The sequence below is a fragment of the Streptomyces shenzhenensis genome, assembly GCF_021462265.1.
In the GTDB taxonomy this organism is placed as follows: domain Bacteria; phylum Actinomycetota; class Actinomycetes; order Streptomycetales; family Streptomycetaceae; genus Streptomyces; species Streptomyces shenzhenensis.
In genome coordinates, this window is the sequence record NZ_JAJONF010000036.1 from 18,674 (window position 1) to 39,683 (window position 21,010).

Below are 21,010 nucleotides of genomic sequence, written 5' to 3' on the forward strand. Positions count from 1 at the left end.
ATTGACCGATCAACGGAGTCCCCGTGTCGCTGCCACCCCTGGTTGAGCCAGCCTCTGAGCTCACCGTAGACGAGGTCCGCAGGTACTCCCGCCACCTGATCATCCCTGACGTCGGGATGGACGGGCAGAAGCGGCTGAAGAACGCCAAGGTGCTCTGTGTGGGCGCCGGCGGCCTGGGCTCGCCGGCGCTGATGTACCTGGCCGCCGCGGGCGTCGGCACGCTGGGCATCGTGGAGTTCGACGAGGTCGACGAGTCGAACCTGCAGCGCCAGATCATCCACAGCCAGGCCGACATCGGCCGCTCCAAGGCCGAGTCCGCCCGTGACTCCGTCCTCGGCATCAATCCGTACGTCAACGTGGTCCTTCACGAAGAGCGGCTCGAGGCCGAGAACGTGATGGACATCTTCAGCCAGTACGACCTGATCGTCGACGGCACGGACAACTTCGCCACCCGCTACCTGGTGAACGACGCCTGCGTGCTGCTGAACAAGCCGTACGTATGGGGTTCCATCTACCGCTTCGACGGCCAGGCCTCGGTCTTCTGGTCCGAGTACGGCCCGTGCTACCGCTGCCTCTACCCGGAGCCCCCGCCGCCGGGCATGGTCCCCTCCTGCGCCGAGGGCGGCGTCCTCGGCGTGCTGTGCGCGTCGATCGGCTCCATCCAGGTCACCGAGGCCATCAAGGTCCTCACCGGCACCGGCGAGCCCCTCGTCGGCCGCCTGATGATCTACGACGCCCTGGAGATGCAGTACCGCCAGGTCAAGGTCCGCAAGGACCCGAACTGCGCGGTCTGCGGCGAGAACCCGACCGTCACCGAGCTCATCGACTACGAGGCCTTCTGCGGCGTCGTCTCCGAGGAGGCCCAGCAGGCGGCCGCCGGCTCGACGATCACTCCCAAGCAGCTCAAGGAGTGGATCGACGACGGCGAGAACATCGAGATCATCGACGTCCGTGAGCCGAACGAGTACGAGATCGTCTCCATCCCGGGCGCCAAGTTGATCCCGAAGAACGAGTTCCTGCTCGGCACCGCCCTGGAGGGCCTGCCCCAGGACAAGAAGATCGTCCTGCACTGCAAGACGGGTGTCCGCAGTGCGGAGGTCCTCGCGGTCCTGAAGTCCGCGGGTTTCGCGGACGCGGTCCACGTCGGTGGCGGCGTGATCGGCTGGGTGAACCAGATCGAGCCGTCGAAGCCGGTCTACTGAGCAAAGGCTCCGCGACGGGCGGGGGTCCCGGGCACGACAGGTGCCCGGAGCCCCCGCCTTCGTCATGAGCAGACCGTGCCGTCCTTCGGGACCGTGCCGTTGACCAGATAGGCGTTCACCGTCGAGTCCACGCAGTCGCTGCCGCTGCCGTACGCGCCGTGGCCCTCGCCCTTCCAGGTCAGCTCGACGCCGACACCCTTGCCCAGTTCGTCGGCCATCTTCCGGGCCCCCTCGTAGGGAGTCGCCGGATCGCCCGTGTTGCCGACCAGCAGGATCGGGGCCGCGCCCGGTGCGCTCACCTCCGGGGTGTCGTACTGCCCGGCCACCGGCCAGTCGTGGCACCAGCCGGCCGAGTCCCAGCCCAGGAAGTCCCCGAAGACGGGAGAGACCTTCTCGAAGCGGGGCAGCAGTTTCCTCGTCTCGGCGAGCGTCGGCCGCTCCTTGTCGTCCAGGCACGATATGACCCGTTGCGCGTGCGTGGTCGTGCCGTAGTGCCCCGAGGAGTCCCGCTCGTTGTACTGGTCCGCGAGAGACAGGAGTTCCGAGCCGTCGCCCTCCTCGGCCGCCTTGAGCGCGCTGGTCAGCGTCGGCCAGCTGTCCTTGCTGTACAGCGGCAGCACGATGCCGGTCACCGCGAGGGTCTGGGTCAGCTTCCGCCCGGACGACGTGGGCAGCGGTGTGGCATCCAGCCTCTTGAGCAGAGCGACGATCTTCTGCGAGCCCTGCTCCGGGTCCTGGCCGGTGGACCTGAGGTAGTCGTCCAGGGCCCGCTGGAAGCCGGCGGCCTGGTTCTTCTCCTGGCCGACCGAGTCGGCCGTCGGGTCCACCACCGCGTCCAGGATCAGCCGCCCCACCTTCTTCGGGAACAGGTGGGCGTACACGCCGCCCAGTTCGGTGCCGTACGAGATGCCGAAGTAGTGCATCTTCGCGTCGCCGAGCACCTGGCGCATCAGGTCCATGTCGCGGGCCGTGTCGGTCGTCGACACATGCGCGATGAGCTTGCCGGCGGCCTTCTGGCAGCCCTTGCCGAAATCGGCGGCGTCCTTGAAGTACGCGGTCTCCTCGGCCGCGGTGTCCGGTGTCGCGTCGATCGACTCGGCGCGCTCGATGCCCTTGTCGCTGCGGCAGCGGATCCCCTCACTGGCTCCCACCCCGCGCGGGTCCCAGCTCACCAGGTCGTACCGCTCGCGCAGCGCGGAGACGGTGGAGGCGTAGTACGGCATCGTCGAGACACCGGAGCCGCCCGGGCCGCCGAAGTTGAACAGCAGCGAGCCGATCCGCTTGCCCGAACCGCCGCTCGCCCGCGCCCGGATCAGCGCCAGCCCGATCGTCTCCCCGTCCGGCTTCGCCCAGTCCAACGGCACCTTGAGCGTCGCACACCGCCACTCGTCCCCGGGTGCGGCGGCGTCCGAGGTGGCCTTGCAGCGGCGCCAGTCGAGTTTCTGGGAGGTGAGGGAAGCGGGCAGGGCGGCCGAACCGGCGGCGGACGTGACGGCCGACGGGTGCCCCGACGCCTTGCCTTCGTCCGCGCTCCCGTCCGACGACCCACCGCCGCACCCGGCCACGAGCAGCCCGGCCACCACAGCGGCCGCCCACCGTACATATCGCCACATGCGCGCACACCCCCCACACAGGCCCTCCGCAGGTTCGTCGCGGAAAGCGGTCACGCCATAGTAGGCGGATCGAGCAAAGCCCGCGGGAGCCTGTGGATAACCTTCTGACCTGCGGTTCTACAGCACCCCGAGCGGGGTTGGGGCTGTGCTCGGCAGGGGAGTCCGCCGCGTGCGCGCGACCAGCCGCGGACGCCTACGTACAGACCGTTCCCGCCTTCGGCACCGTCCCCTCCAGCAGATAGCCGTTCACGGCACCCTGCACGCACTTGTTCTTGCTGTCGTACGCCCCGTGGCCCTGTCCCTTGTACGTCAGCTCGACCCCGACGCCCTTCCCGAGCGCGTCCACCATTTTCTTCGCGCCCTCGTACGGCGTGGCCGGATCCCCGGTGTTCCCCACGACCAGGATCGGCGCCGACCCGGGCGCGCTGACGTCGGGATGGTCGGCGGCGCCCGGCACCGCCCAGTTCGTGCAGCTGGCCATGCCCCAGGCGAGGAAGTCGCCGAACAGCGGGGAGGCGGCGCGGAACTCGGGCACTTTCCGCTGGATGTAGTCGGCGGTGTACCGCGGCTTCTGGTCGGCGCAGTTGATGGCGATGTTCGCCGCCGTGATGTTGCTGTACTCGCCGTTCTGGCTGCGGCCGTTCATCGCGTCGGACAACAGCATCAGGATCTTCCCGTCGCCGTCGTACGCCTCTTCGAGCCCCTCGGTGAGGTACTCCCAGAAATCCTTGGAGTAGAGGGACTGGGCGATGCCGTTGGTGGCGGCGGTCTGGGTGAGCCATCGGGGGACGATGCCGGGGATCGGTTTCCTGTCGAGGTCCGCGAGGAGCCTGGCGATACGGTCCTTCACGTCCTGCGGGGTGTCGCCGATCGGGCACTCCGCCTTCTTCGACGTGCAGTCCTCGGCGAAGTTGTCGAGCGCGAGCTGGAACCCCTTGGCCTGTCCGAGCGAACTCTGCTCCGGGTCCTGGGTGGGGTCGACGACGGCGTCGAAGACGGCCCGGCCCACGTTCTTCGGGAACAGGTGGGCGTAGACGCCGCCGAGTTCGGTGCCGTAGGAGATGCCGAAGTAGTGCAGTTGCCGGTCGCCGAGGACCTGACGCATCAGGTCCATGTCGCGGGCGGCGTCGGTGGTGGGCACGTGCGGAAGGACCGTCCGGGAGTTCTTCTCGCAGGCGGCGTTGAACTGCTTGGTGCGGTTGATCAGCTGGGTGCGTTCGGCGCTGGTGTCGGGCGTGGCGTCCTGCTGGAAGTAGTTGTCGAGCTGGGCGTCGTCCTCGCACTCGACGGGGTCGCTGCGGCCGACTCCGCGCGGGTCGAAGCTGACGAGGTCGTAGCGGGTGCGCAGGGCCGCGTAGTCCGCGCCGAACGCGGGGAGCGTGGTGACCCCGCTGCCGCCGGGGCCGCCGAAGTTGAAGATCAGGGAACCGATCCGTTCGCTCGCGTCGCCGCTGGCCCTGGCCCGGATCAGGGCGAGGCCGATGGTGGCGCCCGTCGGCTTCGACCAGTCCAGGGGGGCCTTCATGGTGGCGCACTCCCAGGGGCCGCCGCCGGGCAGCGGTGACGGCGCGTCGCCGCCGCCCTCGGCCGCGTCCGGCGCCGGGCAGCTCTTCCAGTCCAGCTCCTGCGCCGTCAGATCCCCGCCCTTGGAGTCGTCGCCGCACCCGGTCGGCAAGGAGCACAGCGCCAGGGCGGCGGTCAGGGCGGCGACGCGGATCCGGAAGGGGTTCGGCATGCTCCCATCCTGGGGTCGTGCACGGCCACGCGCGCGGGGCGCGAGCCGTCCGAGGTACCCCCCCTAGAGCGCGCCCTTGCGGGAGAGGTGGTTGAAGGCCAGCCAGCCCGGCAGGACCGGCAGCCACAGGGTCAGCAGCCGGTACAGCAGGACGGCGGGCGCGGCGACCTCCTTGGGGAGGCCGACGGCGATCAGACCGACGGTCAGGGTCGCCTCGACCGCGCCGACGCCGCCCGGGGTCGGCGCCGCGGAGCCGAGCGCGTTGCCGGCGAGGAAGACGACGGCGACGCTGGCGATGCTCAGCGAGGTCGACTGGTCGCCGAACGCGCGGATGGAGGCGTCCAGGCACATCACGAAGCAGGCGGTCAGCAGCAGCATGCCGCCGATGCCGGTGACGAGCTTCTGCGGCCGCTGCAGCACGTCCAGCATGCGCGGTACGACACCCGCGAAGAGCGACCGCACGCGCGTGCTGACGAACTTCCGCAGGAACGGCACCGAGGTCACCACGAGGACCAGCACCGCGACGGTCAGCAGGCCCGCGATGACCGTGCGGGACGGCGACAGCGACGGGGTCTTCTCGGTGCCGGTCAGATAGCCGAAGGACAGCAGCATCAGGATGTGACAGCCGAGCGAGAACAGCTGTGAGGCGCCCACGCTGGCCACCGCGAGCCCGGGACGCACGCCTGCGCGCTGCAGGAAGCGGGTGTTGAGGGCGACACCGCCGACGGCGGCGGGCGCCACGATCTTCACGAAGGAGCCGGCGACCTGTGCCGCCACGGTCCGCGGGAACGGCACCCGCTCCGGCACGAACCCGAGCAGGGACATCGCGGCGGCGACGTAGCTGAGCGCCGAGAACAGCACGGCGGCGACCACCCAGCCCCACTGGGCGTTCGCGACCAGGGGGCCGAACTCGATGTGGGTGAGCTGGGTCAGCAGGTAGTAGCCGCCGATGGCGCCGGCGATGACGCTGATCAGCGTGCGCGGCCGCACCCGCTCCAGACGGGCCGGCTCGACGGGTGCCTGCGGTCTGATCCTCAGCACCTGGTGCCGGATCTGGGTGAGCAGGTCCTCCTCGCGGGCCTCTTCCAGGGCGTCGTCCAGGGCCCGCTTCTCGGCCCGCTGCTCGGCGCGCACCGTCTTCTTGTCGGGCTTCCCGGCCTCCTGCGCGCGGGCCTGCTTGGCCTGCCGGGACGCCTCCAGGACCGCGTCCCGCTCGCGTTGGGCACGCTCCCTGGCGAGTCTTCGCAGCGTCGCGCGCGTGGAGCGCGTCAGCGCGATCGGCTGGAGCATCGGCAGACAGTCGGCGACGGCGTCGGGGCCGAGGACACCGACCGCCGAGGCCACCGCCCGCTCGGCGCCCACCCGCAGCCCGAGCGTGGTGACGAGCTGGGCGACGTCCATGCGCAGCAGCAGTTCACCGGCCGCGATCTCGCCGCCGCGCAGGTCGGTGAGGATCACCGTGCCGGAACGATCCACCAGGATGGCGTCACCCGCGAGCCTGCGGTGCGCGATCCGGCGCGACTGCAACGCCTGCACCTGGTGCCAGGTGTTGCGCAGCAGTTCGTCGGTGATCTCCTCGTCGGCCAGCGAGTCGAGGGTACGGCCGCCGGTGTGCTCGTAGACGAGCATCACGGCGTCGGGGCCCAGCTCGGAGGTGGCGATCAGCTTGGGCGCGTTGGCGCCGGCCGCGATCGCCGCGTACGCCAGCAGGGCCTCCTGCTCCAGGGCCTGGCGCAGGGACTGCAGGCTGGAGCGGGTGGCGAAGCCGCGCAGGGTCAGGTTGCGCCACGCGCGGTAGAAGAAGCCCTGTGCCTGCTGTTCCCGGTCGACGACCGTGACGTCCAGCGGCGGGCCGTCCTCCAGGGTGACGAAGTAGCGTCGGCCCCGGTCACCGTTCTCGGTGTCCAGTGCCTCCTCGCGGGCCGCGCCGACCGGGTGGAATCCGACGTGCCTGAGGCCCGCCAGCAGGGTCCGTCCGGTGGGACGCACGTTGGGGGAGCCGACCGCGTACAGCGTGCCGTAGGCGACGGTCCAGCCGATCAGCACCGTGAGGATGATCGAGAACGGTGTGGTGTAGCCCGTGACCAGCATGGAGAACGCGTCGAGCAGCAGCACGATCCACAGCACGGACCGCCATCTCGGCCGCCGGGACATGCCGACGGCCGTCATGTAGGCGATGACGGGCGCGAGATAGCCGTGCACCGGGTCGGTGAAGGCGTGGACGTCACCTGGGGAGGGCTGGGTGAGAGCCTCCCGGATCGAGCCCGGGGCGGCCCTGGCCACCCACAGGTCGGTGGCGAGCGTCACGCCGTGCGCTAGGACGGCCGCGAGCACGCCGTCGGCGATGCGCAGCCCGTCCCGTTTGATCAGCCGCTCGATCGCGAACGCGACGGGGACCAGCAGGATCGCGATGCTGGAGGCCAGTCCCGCGAACCTGATCAGCAGGTCGGGGGCCTGACCGGTGCCCTTGTTGATGTCCTGTTCGAGACCGGAGGTGGTGCCGTGTGCGACCGCCGAGATGCCGAGCAGCACGGCGATGGCGAGCACGCCGACCAGGAGCCGCATGAGGTCGGAGGGGCGGTGCACGCGCGCGGGGAGCAGCGGTTCGTCGCCCTCCACCTCGTCGGTGTGCGTCTCGTCGGGCACGTGTTCCGCCTCGGCGGCGTCGGGGTCTGCGTCGGGAGCCTGGTGCGCGGAGCCGGGCTTCACGAGGTCCGACTGTGCGGCTTCGGGCTTTGCGGTACCGGGTTCCGCCGCGTTCGGGCGTGCGGCGGCGTCAGAGGTGCTCGCCCCGCCCTCGGAGGGCACACCCTGCTGCTCGGCCGTCTCTTCTTGATCTCGTATCACCAGTCACCGCCCGCACGATGGTGGCATGCCCCACCGACACCCGAGGGCATCAGGGTGCAGATGCGGGGTCGCACAGTCTGCCCCAAGCGCCGCGAGAGGGCGAGGCGGCGGCCTGCCGCGGACCGCGCCGGTTGTCGGTGGGGTGCGGCAGGATGGGGCGAATGAGCGAGCAGAGCTTTCCCGAGGACACCCGAGAGGGATCCCCGGACGAGCTGCCCGAGTACGCCGAGCGGGTCCTGGAGGTCGCCGACCTGATCCCGCCCGGGCGTGTGATGACGTACGGCGACGTCGCGGAGTGGCTGGAGGAGGGAGGGCCGCGCCAGGTCGGACGGGTGATGTCCCTGTACGGCGGTGCCGCCCCGTGGTGGCGGGTGGTGCGCGCCGACGGGGTGCTCCTCCCGGGGCACGAGCTGGGCGCACTGGACCGCTACCGGGCCGAGGGCACCCCGCTGAAGGAGGCGGGCAGGGCCGCGGAGGGCCATCTGCCGCGGCTCGACATGAAGCGGGCGCGGTGGGACGGCGGCGCGGACGCGGGGGCTCACACCTGACAGCTTCCGCCATCGCGGGCCCTCGGGGGGAGCCTGTGGCCCGTACGAGGGACACCCGGGACGTCCGTGGCATGACGTACGTTCGTGAGATGTGCGGCGCGTGTGCCGCGAGTGCCGCCCGGGGCGGACGGGAAGAAGCGGAAGCTCTGCTTCCGTGCGGTTCGTCGGCGTAGCGTCGGCTGCGCGTGTCCCGCTCACCCCGCGGCCACCCCCGCGCACGCGCGACCGCGAACCGACCAGCACACCCACCAGGACCGGCGAACCACGTGAGCTCCTCTTCCTCCACCAGACGCCTGCCGCACCCCCAGGTGCGGCAGGGGAACCGTGGCGCTTACCGACTGGTCCGTACCCCGCCGGCCGACGTGGATCCCCCTCGACTGGACGCCGCACAGCGCGCCGTGGTTGACCACGGGTCCGGCCCGCTGCTCGTCCTGGCTGGTCCCGGCACCGGGAAGACCACCACCCTGGTGGAGTCCGTGGCCGCGCGGATCGCCCGCGGCGGGGACCCCGAGCGGATCCTGGTGCTGACGTTCAGCCGCAAGGCCGCCGTCGAGCTGCGCGACCGCATGGCCCTGCGGGTGGGCGCGGCCCGCGCGCCCCGGGCGACCACCTTCCACTCGTACTGCTACGCCCTGGTCCGGGCCCACCAGGACAGCGGTCTGTTCGTGGATCCGCTGCGGCTGCTGTCCGGCCCCGAGCAGGACGTGGCCGTCCGCGAGCTGCTGGCCGGTCAGCCCGACCTGGAGCGGCTCGGACTGAACCATGTGCGCTGGCCCGACGAACTGCGCGCCTGCCTGACCACCCGGGGCTTCGCCGACGAGGTCCGCGCGGTCCTGGCCCGCAGCCGTGAACTGGGCCTGGACCCGGCCGCCCTGGACGCCTTCGCCCGCCGGATCGGGCGCCCCGACTGGCGGGCCGCGGCCGCCTTCCTCGCCGAGTACCTCGACGTCCTCGACCTCCAGGGTGTTCTCGACTACGCCGAACTCGTCCACCGCGCGGTGCTCCTCGCCCACCGTCCCGAGGTCGCCCTGGATCTCGCGGGGCGTTACGACGCGGTGTACGTCGACGAGTACCAGGACACCGACCCGGCCCAGGTGCGCCTGCTGCACGCCCTGGCCGGCGGCGGCCGCACCCTGGTCGCGTTCGGCGACCCGGACCAGTCGATCTACACGTTCCGGGGCGCCGACGTGAACGGCATCCTGGACTTCCCGTCGGCCTTCGCGCGCGTGGACGGCCGTCCCGCCCCGGTGCGGGTGCTGCGTACGTCCCGCCGCTCCGGGGTCGGCCTGCTGGCCGCGACCCGGCTGCTGACCCAGCGGATGCCGCTGACCCGGCTGCCCGCCGACAAGGTGCGCGCGCACCGCGAGCTGACCGCCGCGCGGGACGACGGCCGCGTCGAGGTCTACACGTACCCGACGCCCGGCACCGAGCTGGACAACGTCGCCGACATCCTGCGCCGGGCGCACCTGGAGGACGGCGTCAGCTGGAGCGACATGGCCGTCCTGGTGCGCGCCGGGTCCCGCACCATCCCGACGGTGCGCCGCGCCCTCACCGCGGCCGGCGTGCCCCTGGACATCGACGGCGACGACCTGCCGCTGCGCCACGAACCGGCGGTCGCGCCCCTGCTGACGGCACTGCGGGCGGTGGCCACGGCCGAGGCGGCATCCCAGGCGGAAGCCACTGTGGCGAGCCCCACGGAAGGCCTCGCGGGAGGCCTCACGGAGTCCGCCGCGGAAATCCCCGGCGAGGCGGCCCCCTGCTGGCTCGACACCGAGACCGCGCTCACCCTGCTCACCTCCCCCCTCGCCGGCATGGACGCGGCCGACCTGCGGCGCCTGGGCCGTGCCCTGCGCGACGAGGAGCGGACGGGCGGCAACGCGTTCCCGCCGCCCTCGGACGAACTGCTCGCGCGGGCGCTCGCCGAGCCCGAGCGCCTGGCCGTGCACGACCCCGGGTACGCGCGCGGGGCGCAGCGGCTCGGCGCGCTGCTCAGCCGGGCCCGGGAGCGCCTGACGGGCGGCGGTACGGCCGAGGAGGCGCTGTGGGTCCTGTGGAACGGCACACCCTGGCCCTCACGCCTGGAGCGCGCCGCCCGCCGCGGCGGCGCGGCCGGCCGCAACGCCGACCGTGACCTGGACGCCGTGTGCGCCCTGTTCGCCACCGCCGCCCGCGCGGAGGAGCGCAGCGGCGGCCGGGGCGCGCTGAACTTCCTCGCGGAGATCGAGGCCGAGGACATCGCCGCGGACACCCTCGCCGGCCGCGCGGTACGCCCCGACGCCGTACGTCTGATGACCGCGCACCGCGCCAAGGGCCTGGAGTGGCGGCTGGTCGTCGTGGCCGGCGTCCAGGAAGGGCTGTGGCCGGACCTGCGCCGCCGCGGTTCGCTCCTGGAGGCCGACCGCATCGGCCGCGACGGACTCGCCGAGCCGCTCACCCCGGGCGCGCTCCTCGCCGAGGAACGCCGCCTGTTCTACGTCGCCGCCACGCGCGCGCGTGAACGCCTGGTCGTCACCGCCGTGAAGGCCCCCGCGGACGACGGCGACCAGCCCTCGCGGTTCCTCAGCGAACTCGGCGTCGAACCCCAGGACGTCTCCGGCCGGCCCCGCCGCCCGCTCGCCGTGGCCGCCCTGGTCGCCGAGCTGCGCGCGACCACCGTCGACCCGCGCGCGTCCGACGCCCTGCGGGAGGCCGCCGCCCGCCGCCTGGCCCGGCTGGCGGCGCTCGCCGACGAGGACGGCCGTCCCCTGGTGCCGTCCGCCCACCCCTACCGGTGGTGGGGCATGTTCGAACCGACCGAGAGCAAGGTGCCGCTGCGCGACCGCGACCAGCCCGTGGTGCTCTCCGGCAGTGCCCTCGACCAGCTCGCCAACACCTGCAGCCTGCAGTGGTTCCTGGGCCGCGAGGTGAAGGCCGACGCACCCGCCACCACCGCCCAGGGCTTCGGAAACGTCGTGCACGTCCTCGCCGACGAGGTCGCCTCCGGGCGCACCCCCGCCGACCTCGCCGTCCTCATGGAGCGCCTGGACTCCGTGTGGAACGCGCTCGCCTTCGACGCGCCCTGGAAGTCGGCGCAGGAGAAGGACAACGCGCGCGTGGCGCTCGAACGCTTCCTGAAGTGGCATGTCCTGGACCGCACCGCACGCACCCCGGTGGCCAGCGAGCAGGACTTCGACGTCACCCTCGGAGCGGGCGACTACGAGGTGCGCATCCGCGGCCAGATGGACCGGGTGGAGGCGGACGGCGAGGGCCGCGCGTACGTCGTCGACTTCAAGACCGGGAAACAGGCGCCCAGCGCGGCCGAGGTGGCCCGCCATCCGCAGCTCGCCGTCTACCAGCTCGCGGTCCGCGAGGGGGCCGTCGACGAGGCCTTCGACGGCGTCCGGCCCGAGCCCGGCGGCGCCGAACTGGTCCACCTCAGACAGGGCGCCGCCCAGCGCGACGGCGGTGAGACCCTGCCCAAGGTGCAGGCGCAGGAGCCGCTGGAGGGAGAGTGGGTCGGAGATCTGCTGGCCACCGCCGCCGGCAAGGTCCTCGACGAGCGGTTCGGGCCGACCACCGGCCAGCACTGCACCCACTGCGCCTTCCGCGCGTCGTGCAGCGCGCGACCGGAGGGGCGGCACGTGGTGGAGTGAGCGCCGCGGCATCGGTCGTGCTGTGGCACCGGTTTGTGCTGTGTGCATCGATTGTCAGTGCCCGCCGCTAGCCTCTTGTCTCATGCTCGCCCGTCTCACCGACCCCGATCAGCTCAAAGAGCTCCTCGGTATCCCGTTCACCCCGGAGCAGACGGCCTGCATCACCGCGCCGCCCGCCCCGCAGGTGATCGTGGCCGGGGCCGGATCGGGCAAGACGACGGTGATGGCGGCCCGCGTGGTCTGGCTGGTCGGCACCGGGCAGGTGGCCCCGGAGCAGGTCCTCGGCCTGACCTTCACCAACAAGGCGGCCGGTGAACTCGCCGAGCGCGTCCGCAAGGCACTCGTCAGGGCCGGCGTCACCGACCCGGACACCATCGACCCGGACAATCCGCCCGGCGAGCCGGTCATCTCCACGTACCACGCCTTCGCGGGCCGGCTGCTGACCGACCACGGCCTGCGCATCGGCCTGGAGCCGACCTCCCGGCTGCTCGCCGACGCCACCCGCTACCAGCTCGCCGCGCGGGTGCTGCGCGAGGCCCCCGGTCCCTACCCGGCCCTCACCCGCTCCTTCGCCGACCTGGTCAGCGACCTGCTCGCCCTCGACTCCGAGCTCGCCGAACACCTGGTGCGCCCCGAGGAGCTGCGGGCCTGGGACGCCGGCCTGCTGAACACCCTGGCAGGGGTGAAGCTCGGCAACGCCGACCTGCGCAAGGTCCCCGAGACCGCCGCGGCGCGCCGTGAACTGGCCGAGCTCGTCGTCCGCTACCGGGCCGCCAAACGGGAGCGGGACCTGCTCGACTTCGGCGACCAGATCGCGCTGTCCGCGTCCCTGGCCGGCGTCGCCGAGGTGGGCCGGCTGCTGCGCGACGAGTTCCGGGTCGTACTCCTCGACGAGTACCAGGACACCTCGGTCGCGCAACGCGTGCTGCTCGCAGGCCTGTTCGGCGCCGGCACCGGCCACCCCGTGACCGCGGTCGGCGACCCCTGCCAGGCCATCTACGGCTGGCGCGGCGCCTCGGTCGCCAACCTCGACGACTTCCCCGAACACTTCGCGCACGCCGACGGGCGCCCCGCCACCCGCCAGGCGCTCAGCGAGAACCGCCGCAGCGGCGGTCGCCTCCTCGACCTCGCCAACGACCTCGCCGAGCCGCTGCGGGCCATGCACGCGGGCGTGCAGGCCCTGCGCCCGGCCCCGGGCGCCGAGCGGGACGGCACGGTCCGCTGCGCCCTGCTGCGTACCCACGGCGAGGAGATGGACTGGATCGCCGACTCGCTCGCCCACCTCGTCCGCACCGGCACGGCGCCCGGCGAGATCGCGGTCCTGTGCCGTACGGCGACCGACTTCGCGGAGATCCAGGGCGCCCTCGTCGCCCGTGACATCCCCGTCGAGGTCGTCGGCCTCTCCGGGCTGCTGCACCTGCCCGAGGTCGCCGACCTCGTCGCCGTCTGCGAGGTGCTTCAGGACCCGGGCGCCAACGCGTCCCTGGTCCGGCTGCTGACCGGCCCGCGCTGGCGCATCGGCCCCCGTGACCTCGCCCTCCTCGGCCGCCGCGCCCGGCTGCTGGTGACGCACGCGCGCGTGGGCGACGCCGACGATCCGGACCGCAGGCTCGCCGAGGCCGTCGAAGGGGTCGACCCCGCCGAGGTGATATCCCTCGCGGACGCCCTGGACACGTTCCTGGAGCTGCCGTTCGACAGCGACCGGCAGGACGACGGGCTGCCGTTCTCGCCGGACGCGCGCGTGCGCTTCGCCCGCCTCGCCACCGAACTGCGTGAGCTGCGCCGCTCCCTGTCCGACCCGCTGATGGACGTCCTGCACCGCGTCCTCGCGGTCACCGGCCTGGAGGTGGAGCTGTCCGCGTCCCCGCACGCGCTGGCAGCCCGCCGCCGCGAGACGCTCTCCAACTTCCTGGACGTCGCCGCCTCCTTCGCGGCTGGTGACCAGGAGGCGAGCCTGCTGGCCTTCCTCGGCTTCCTGCGTACCGCCGCCCAGTACGAGAAGGGCCTGGACAACGCCCTGCCCGGCGGCGAGAACACCGTCAAGGTGCTCACCGCGCACAAGTCCAAGGGCCTGGAGTGGGACGTCGTCGCCGTCCCCGGGCTGGTCAAGGGCACCTTCCCGAGCAGCCAGGGGCGCGAGAAGTGGACCGCCCAGGCCAAGGTGCTCCCGCACGCCCTGCGCGGCGACACCGCCACCCTGCCCGACGTCGAGGCCTGGGACTCGCGGGGCATGAGGGCCTTCCACGAGGCCATGAAGGACCACCAGCACACCGAGGAACTCCGCCTCGGCTACGTCACGTTCACCCGCCCCCGGACCCTGCTCCTCGGCTCCGGCCACTGGTGGGGCCCCAGCCAGAAGAAGCCGCGCGGCCCCTCCGACTTCCTCCGGGCCCTGTACGACCACTGCGCCGCCGGACACGGCGAGATCGAGGCCTGGGCCGACGAACCGGAGGCGGACGAGGAGAACCCGGCCCTGCACACGGCGAGCGCCGACCAGGTGTGGCCGCTGCCCCTGGACGCGGCCGCCCTGGACCGCCGCCGCGCGGCCGCCGCGACCGTCCTCGCCCACCTGGACGCCCTCACGGCCGGAACCGGCTCGGGCACTCCCGCGGACCACGACCCGGCCACCGCCGTGGAGGACCCGGACTGGCCCCCGCCGCCCGAGGAGGACGAACCCGACCCCTACGGGGACGACTTCCCGGACGCGGACTCCGCCGACTGGGACTCCTGGAGCACCGACCGCCCCGACCCCTGGAGCACCGACCGCCCCACCGTCCCGCACCAGGTCACGCCCGCCGAGCGCACCCCCCGGCGCACGCCGGCTCAGGACCGTGCTCCGCTCGGCCCCCGCACCCCCCTCAGCCACAGCCCCCTCAGCCCCGAGGAAGCTCGCGTCGTCGCCTCCTGGGACCGCGACCTCGACGCGCTCACCGGCGAGCTGCTGCGCGCCCGCCAGAACGTCACCGACGTCCCCCTGCCGGCCACGCTGTCCGCGACCCAGCTGATGCGGCTCGCCGAGGACCCGGACGGGCTCGCACAGGAACTCGCGCGCCCCATGCCACGCGCTCCGCAACCGGCCGCGCGCCGGGGCACCCGCTTCCACGCCTGGGTCGAGGCACGCTTCGAAGAGCTCACGCTGCCCATGCTGGAGCCCGACGAACTGCCCGGCGGCGACGCGGAGATCGCGGACGAACGCGACCTCGAAGCCCTCAAGGAGGCCTTCGAGCGCACCGAGTACGCGCGGCGAACGCCGTACCGCGTCGAGGCCCCCTTCCAGCTCACCCTCGCGGGCCGGGTCGTCAGGGGCCGTATCGACGCCGTCTACCGGACGGACCGCGGCGACGGGGCGACGTACGAGATCGTCGACTGGAAGACGAGCCGCGTGCGCCCCGCCGACCCGCTCCAGCTGGCGATCTACCGGATCGGGTGGGCCGAGCAGCAGGGTGTGCCGCCCGAGTCGGTCACCGCCACGTTCGTGTACGTGCGCACCGGTGAGGTCGAACGACCGGAGGACCTCCCCGACCGAGCCGCCCTGGAAAGGCTGATGGTCGGACAAACTGAGTGTGACGAATCGCCCGCCGAGGATGTCGGTCCGGGCCGATAGGCTCGTGACCATGAGCCAGACCCCGGACAGCGCTGTCCGTACGTACATCGAGCAGTACCGCGCCGCCTTCCTCGACGACCTCGCCGAATGGCTGCGCATCCCCTCCGTGTCGGCCCAGCCCGACCACGCCCCCGATGTACGCCGCAGTGCCGACTGGCTCGCCGCCAAGCTGACGGAGACCGGCTTCCCGACGGTCGAGGTCTGGGAGACACCCGGCGCCCCGGCCGTCTTCGCCGAGTGGCCCGCGGGCGACCCCGAGGCCCCCACGGTCCTGGTCTACGGCCATCACGACGTGCAGCCCGCCGCCCGCGAGGACGGCTGGGACAGCGAGCCCTTCGAGCCCGTCGTCCGGGGAGACCGCCTCTACGCGCGCGGGGCTGCCGACGACAAGGGCCAGGTGTTCTTCCACACACTCGGCGTCCGAGCCCATCTCGCCGCCACCGGCCGCACCGCACCCGCCGTCACCCTGAAGCTGCTGATCGAGGGCGAGGAGGAATCCGGCTCGCCGAACTTCCGGGCGCTCGTCGAGCGGCGGGCCGAGCGGCTCGCCGCCGACGTGGTGATCGTCTCCGACACCGGAATGTGGTCCGAGGACACCCCCACGGTGTGCACCGGCATGCGCGGGCTCGCCGAGTGCCAGATCGTTCTGCACGGCCCCGACCAGGACATCCACTCCGGTGCCTTCGGCGGCGCCGTCCCCAACCCGGCCACCGTCGCGGCCCGCCTGGTCGCCGCCCTGCACGACGAGCACGCGCGCGTGGCGATCCCCGGCTTCTACGAGGGCGTCGTGGAACTCAGCGAGCGCGAGCGGCGGTTGTGGGCCGAGTTGCCGTTCGACGAGGAGGGCTGGCTGCGCGAGGCGCATTCCTACGCCACCGAGGGCGAGGCGGGGCACACCACGCTGGAGCGCGTCTGGGCCCGCCCCACCGCCGAGGTCAACGGGATCGGCGGCGGCTACCAAGGCCCCGGCAGCAAGACGATCATCCCGTCCTCGGCGCTGCTGAAGCTGTCGTTCCGGCTGGTGGCCGGGCAGGAACCCGACCACATCGAGAAGATCGTCCGCGCCTGGGCCACCGAACGGATCCCCGCCGGGATCCGCGCCGAGATCACCTTCCTTCCGGCCACGCGCCCGTGCCTGACCCCGCTCGACCATCCCGGCCTCCAGTCCCTGGCCCGCGCCATGGGCCGGGCCTTCGAAGGACCGGTCCGGTTCACCCGTTCGGGTGGCTCGGGACCCGCCGCGGACCTGCAGGACGTCCTCGGCGCGCCCGTCCTCTTCCTGGGCATCTCCGTCCCCTCCGACGGCTGGCACGCCCCGAACGAGAAGGTCGAGCTGGACCTTCTCCTCAAGGGCGTCGAGACCAGCGCCTACCTGTGGGGCGACCTCGCCGAGAACTGGCGCCATGCCACCTGAGACACCGACGCCGTCCGCGACGGCACCGCGGGCGGGGCACACTGGAAGGACCGCCCCGCCTGCCCCGCCGCCGCCCGACCCGGTCCCCTCCCGCCCTTCGTCCCGCTGAACCGCCCGCTGAAACATCCGTTGCACTGGGGGAGTTGGAAGCACCCGTGACCACCTGGACCGACCACACCGCCGATCGACCCATCTCGCTCACCGCCCCGAGCGGCATCGACCGAGCCGCCCACCACCGGCTCGACGAGGCCTGGCTCGCGGCGGCGTGGAGCCACCCCGACACCCGCTGTTTCGTGGTCTCCGGCGGCCAGGTCCTCATCGACGAGACGCCCGACGGCCGCACCGAACTCGTCATGACGCCCTCCTTCGAGGCCCCCCTCACCGAGGCACACCGCTACTTCCTGGGCACCGACGAGGACGGCGTCAGTTACTTCGCCCTCCAGAAGGACGCCCTGCCCGGCCGCATCGACCAGTCCGCGCGCCCGGCCGGTCTGCGCGAGGCCGGACTGCTGCTGTCACCCCGGGACACGAGCCTGATGGTGCACGCGGTCGGCCTGGAGAACTGGCAGCGCACCCACCGCTTCTGCTCCCGGTGCGGCGAGCGCACGGTCATCGCCGCCGCCGGCCACATCCGCCGCTGTCCCGCCTGCGGCGCCGAGCACTACCCGCGCACCGACCCGGCAGTGATCATGGCCGTCACCGACGAGGACGACCGCATCCTGCTCGGCCGCCAGGTCCACTGGCCCGAGGGCCGCTTCTCCACGCTCGCCGGTTTCGTGGAGCCCGGCGAGTCCATCGAGCAGGCGGTGCGCCGCGAGGTCTTCGAGGAGGCCGGGGTCACGGTCGGCCCGGTCGAGTACGTCGCCAGCCAGCCCTGGCCGTTCCCGTCCAGCCTCATGCTCGGCTTCATGGCCCGCGCGACCTCGACCGAGATCAACGTGGACGGTGACGAGATCCACGAGGCCCGCTGGTTCTCCCGCGACGAACTCGGCGCCGCCTTCGACTCCGGCGACGTCCTGCCGCCGTACGGCATCTCCATCGCGGCCCGCCTGATCGAGATGTGGTACGGCAAACCGCTGCCGACGAGGAGCTTCGTCTGAGACGGCCGTCGTGACCGCACAGGAGTACTGGAACCACAACGTCCACTACCACCCCGTGGTGCTGGACGCGGTACCGGAAGGCTGCCGCGCCGCCCTGGACGTCGGCTGCGGCGACGGCCTGCTGGCCGCCGAGCTCGCGGCCAGGGCGGAGTCGGTGACCGGTGTGGACCGGTCGGCGGAGATGATCAGGCAGGCGCGCAAACGGGACGCCGGGAACGTCACCTTCCTGGAGGGTGACTATCTCGACGGCGCCCTCCTGGACGAGGGAGGTTACGACTTCGTCAGCGCGGTCGCCGTCATCCACCACGCCCCCTTCGACGACGCGATCGACCGGCTGGTGCGGCTGCTCGCGCCCGGCGGCCGGCTGGTCGTCGTCGGCCTGGCACGCGACCACACCCTGCTTGACTGGGTCATCAGCGGCTGCGGGGTCCCCGCCGGCCGGCTGAACGCGCGCCGGTTCGGCGGCAAGCGGGCCCCGGCCGACATGCCCGTCGAAGACCCGATCATGACCTGGCGAGAGGTCCGGCAGTCCACCGCGCACCTGCTCCCCGGCCGCCGGTACCGGCGCAGGCTGCTGTGGCGTTACACGCTGGTGTGGGACAAGCCGGGCGGAACGCGCGAAGGCGGTCCCTGATCTGGATCAGGGACCGCCCTGTGCCGGGAAACGCCGGGGAGCCTGGGAAACGCCGGGGAACCTACGCGCTGACCTTCTGCTTCACCTGGGCCAGCGACGGGTTCGTCAGCGTCGAGCCGTCAGCGAAGAGCACCGTGGGCACCGTCTGGTTTCCGCCATTCGCCTTCTCCACGAACGCGGCCGACTCCGGGTCCTGCTCGATGTTGATCTCGGTGTACGCGATGCCTTCGCGGTCCAGCTGGCTCTTGAGCCGGCGGCAGTAGCCGCACCACGTGGTGCTGTACATCGTCACAGTGCCCTGCATCTCGCTCGCACTCCTTCGGCAGGTCGGGGAAGGTCGTCCAGGGGAGGAACGTACGCGACCCGTCCGCCATTCCCGGGGCACGGGCGCCAGGCGGCACCTGCCGCATCAGTACGACTGCGCGGGATCGCCTGTGGACAACCGGCACGGCCGTCTCGGGCGACCTGGCAGCATGGCCATGTGACAGCAGCAACGCACTCCTCCCTCTTCCCGCCGGTACCGGACTCTGCCGACGCGGTGCTCGAAGGGCTCGACCCCGAGCAGCGCGCGGTGGCGACCGCGCTGCACGGTCCCGTGTGCGTGCTGGCCGGAGCCGGTACCGGCAAGACCCGGGCGATCACCCACCGGATCGCCTACGGAGTGCGGGCCGGCATCCTCCAGCCGTCCAGCGTGCTCGCCGTCACCTTCACCAACCGCGCCGCCGGGGAGATGCGCGGCCGGCTGCGCCAGCTCGGCGCCCAGGGAGTGCAGGCCCGTACGTTCCACTCGGCCGCGCTGCGCCAGCTCCAGTTCTTCTGGCCGAAAGCGGTCGGTGGCTCCCTGCCCCGGCTGATCGACCGCAAGATCCAGCTCGTCGCCGACGCGGCCGTCGCCTGCCGTATCCGCCTCGACCGGGGTGAGCTGCGGGACGTCACCGCCGAGATCGAATGGTCCAAGGTCACCCGGACCGTCCCCGCCGACTATCCGCTCGCCGTCGTGAAGGCCGGCCGGGAGGCCCCCCGCGACCCCGCCGAGATCGCCCAGCTCTACTCGGTCTACGAGGACCTCAAGCGCGACCGTGCGGTGATCGACTTCGAGGACGTCCTGCTGCTGACCGTCGGCATCCTCCAGGACCGGCACGACATCGCCGAGCAGGTTCGCGCCCAGTACCAGCACTTCGTCGTCGACGAGTACCAGGACGTCAGCCCGCTCCAGCAGCGGCTGCTGGAACTGTGGCTCGGCGACCGCGACAGCCTGTGTGTCGTCGGCGACGCCAGCCAGACGATCTACTCGTTCACCGGAGCAACCCCCGACCATCTGCTCGACTTCCGCACACGTCACCCCGGGGCCACTGTCGTCAAGCTGGTCCGTGACTACCGCTCCACCCCCCAGGTCGTCCACCTGGCCAACGGCCTGCTGGCCCAGGCCCGTGGCCGAGCCGCCGACCACCGCCTGGAGCTGATCTCCCAGCGCCCCGCCGGACCCGAGCCCGTGTACACCGAGTACACCGACGAGCCCGCCGAGGCCGAGGGCGCGGCCCGCCGTATCCGGGAGCTCGTCGACGCCGGGGTGCCGGCCGCCGAGATCGCCGTGCTGTTCCGCACCAACGCCCAGTCCGAGACGTACGAACAGGCCCTCGCGGATGCCGGGGTGCCCTACCAGCTGCGCGGTGCCGAGCGGTTCTTCGACCGGCCCGAGGTGCGCAAGGCGGGCGTCGCCCTGCGCGCCGCGGCCCGCTTCGGCGGCAACGACGCGCTGCTCGACGACACCGTCGACCTGCCCTCCCAGGTGCGCGCGGTCCTCTCCGGAGAGGGCTGGACCACCCAGCCCCCGGCCGGCTCGGGCGCGGTCCGGGAGCGCTGGGAGTCGCTGGCCGCCCTGGTCAACCTGGCCCACGACGTCGCCGCCGCCCGGCCCGCCGCCACCCTCTCCGACTTCGTCGCCGAACTCGACGAGCGCGCGGGCGCCCAGCACGCCCCGACCGTCCAGGGCGTCACCCTCGCCTCCCTGCACTCGGCGAAGGGCCTGGAGTGGGACGTCGTCTTCCTGGTCGGCGTCGCCGAGGGCATGATGCCGATCACCTATGCGAAGACCGACGAACAGATCGAGGAGGAACGCCGTCTTCTCTACGTCGGAGTGACCCGGGCCAGGGAACGGCTCCATGTCTCCTGGTCCCTCTCCCGCACCCCCGGCGGCAGACCCGGCCGCAGGCCCAGCCGCTTCCTGGACGGTCTGCGCCCCGGCTCCACCGGCACCGTCGGCCGTGGTGGCGGCGTCGGCGGCGGAGGCGTCGAACGCGGCTTCACCGGCGGCCCCGCAGCCGCACCCCGGCGCACCCAGCGCACCCCCGCCCGCTGCCGGGTCTGCGGACGCACGCTGACCGACGCCGGCGAGATGAAACTGATGCGCTGCGACGACTGCCCGTCCGACATGGACGAGGGCCTCTACGAGCGGTTGCGTGAGTGGCGTGCGGACCAGGCTCGGCTCAGCGGCCAGCCGGCCTTCTGCGTCTTCACCGACAGGACGCTGATGGCCATCGCCGAGAGCGCTCCGGACGACGATCGCGAGCTGGCCCGCATCCCGGGTGTCGGGATGCGCAAGCTCAACCGCTACGGGGCCGATGTTCTGGCCATATGCGCGGGCCAGGAGCCCGTCGGCGAGGACGCGGGGGACTGATGCC

The 21,010-nt window shown here is 72.4% G+C and carries 12 protein-coding genes; 8 read left to right on the plus strand and 4 right to left on the minus strand.

The window, feature by feature from the left end:
* Window positions 1-23 precede the first annotated feature (23 nt).
* Window positions 24-1,202: an adenylyltransferase/sulfurtransferase MoeZ gene (moeZ, locus tag LQ326_RS34065; protein WP_181805304.1), complete on the plus strand. Its 1,179-nt coding sequence runs from the start codon at window positions 24-26 to the stop codon at window positions 1,200-1,202.
* A 62-nt stretch (window positions 1,203-1,264) separates the two neighbouring features.
* Here moeZ and LQ326_RS34070 read toward each other — a convergent pair whose 3' ends face one another.
* The 3 genes from LQ326_RS34070 to LQ326_RS34080 form a co-directional block, all read right to left on the minus strand.
* Window positions 1,265-2,815 (minus strand): alpha/beta hydrolase, encoded by a 1,551-nt coding sequence (locus LQ326_RS34070; RefSeq protein ID WP_234542933.1) that lies wholly within the window; start codon window positions 2,813-2,815, stop codon window positions 1,265-1,267.
* A 193-nt stretch (window positions 2,816-3,008) separates the two neighbouring features.
* Window positions 3,009-4,550: an alpha/beta hydrolase gene (locus LQ326_RS34075; protein WP_234542934.1), complete on the minus strand. Its 1,542-nt coding sequence runs from the start codon at window positions 4,548-4,550 to the stop codon at window positions 3,009-3,011.
* A gap of 63 nt (window positions 4,551-4,613) precedes the next feature.
* Entirely contained in the window at window positions 4,614-7,397 is a 2,784-nt protein-coding gene (locus LQ326_RS34080) for a lysylphosphatidylglycerol synthase domain-containing protein (protein ID WP_234542935.1), read from the minus strand.
* A 161-nt stretch (window positions 7,398-7,558) separates the two neighbouring features.
* Between LQ326_RS34080 and LQ326_RS34085 the strand changes: the two genes are divergently transcribed.
* From LQ326_RS34085 to LQ326_RS34110, 6 genes are all read left to right on the plus strand, one after another.
* Entirely contained in the window at window positions 7,559-7,945 is a 387-nt protein-coding gene (locus LQ326_RS34085) for an MGMT family protein (protein ID WP_234542936.1), read from the plus strand.
* 266 nt (window positions 7,946-8,211) lie between these two features.
* On the plus strand, window positions 8,212-11,577 hold the full coding sequence (locus LQ326_RS34090) for an ATP-dependent helicase (RefSeq protein ID WP_234542937.1): 3,366 nt from the start codon (window positions 8,212-8,214) through the stop codon (window positions 11,575-11,577).
* Window positions 11,578-11,659: 82 nt separating this feature from the next.
* Complete coding sequence (locus tag LQ326_RS34095; RefSeq protein WP_234542938.1) at window positions 11,660-15,181, plus strand: ATP-dependent helicase; 3,522 nt, start codon at window positions 11,660-11,662, stop codon at window positions 15,179-15,181.
* Between the two features lie 10 nt (window positions 15,182-15,191).
* Window positions 15,192-16,595 carry a dipeptidase gene (locus LQ326_RS34100; RefSeq protein WP_234542939.1) on the plus strand — a complete coding sequence of 468 codons (1,404 nt, stop codon included), beginning with the start codon at window positions 15,192-15,194 and terminating at the stop codon, window positions 16,593-16,595.
* A 155-nt stretch (window positions 16,596-16,750) separates the two neighbouring features.
* Window positions 16,751-17,695 carry an NAD(+) diphosphatase gene (gene nudC / locus LQ326_RS34105; protein WP_234542940.1) on the plus strand — a complete coding sequence of 315 codons (945 nt, stop codon included), beginning with the start codon at window positions 16,751-16,753 and terminating at the stop codon, window positions 17,693-17,695.
* Between the two features lie 10 nt (window positions 17,696-17,705).
* Window positions 17,706-18,329 (plus strand): class I SAM-dependent methyltransferase, encoded by a 624-nt coding sequence (locus LQ326_RS34110; protein WP_234542941.1) that lies wholly within the window; start codon window positions 17,706-17,708, stop codon window positions 18,327-18,329.
* 61 nt (window positions 18,330-18,390) lie between these two features.
* Here the strand turns inward: LQ326_RS34110 and LQ326_RS34115 are convergent, their stop codons facing one another.
* The gene (locus tag LQ326_RS34115) at window positions 18,391-18,633 is read right to left on the minus strand and encodes a mycoredoxin (protein ID WP_234542942.1); all 243 of its coding nucleotides are present in this window, start codon (window positions 18,631-18,633) and stop codon (window positions 18,391-18,393) included.
* A 177-nt stretch (window positions 18,634-18,810) separates the two neighbouring features.
* Between LQ326_RS34115 and LQ326_RS34120 the strand changes: the two genes are divergently transcribed.
* Window positions 18,811-21,006: an ATP-dependent DNA helicase UvrD2 gene (locus LQ326_RS34120; protein ID WP_234542943.1), complete on the plus strand. Its 2,196-nt coding sequence runs from the start codon at window positions 18,811-18,813 to the stop codon at window positions 21,004-21,006.
* Window positions 21,007-21,010 lie beyond the last annotated feature (4 nt).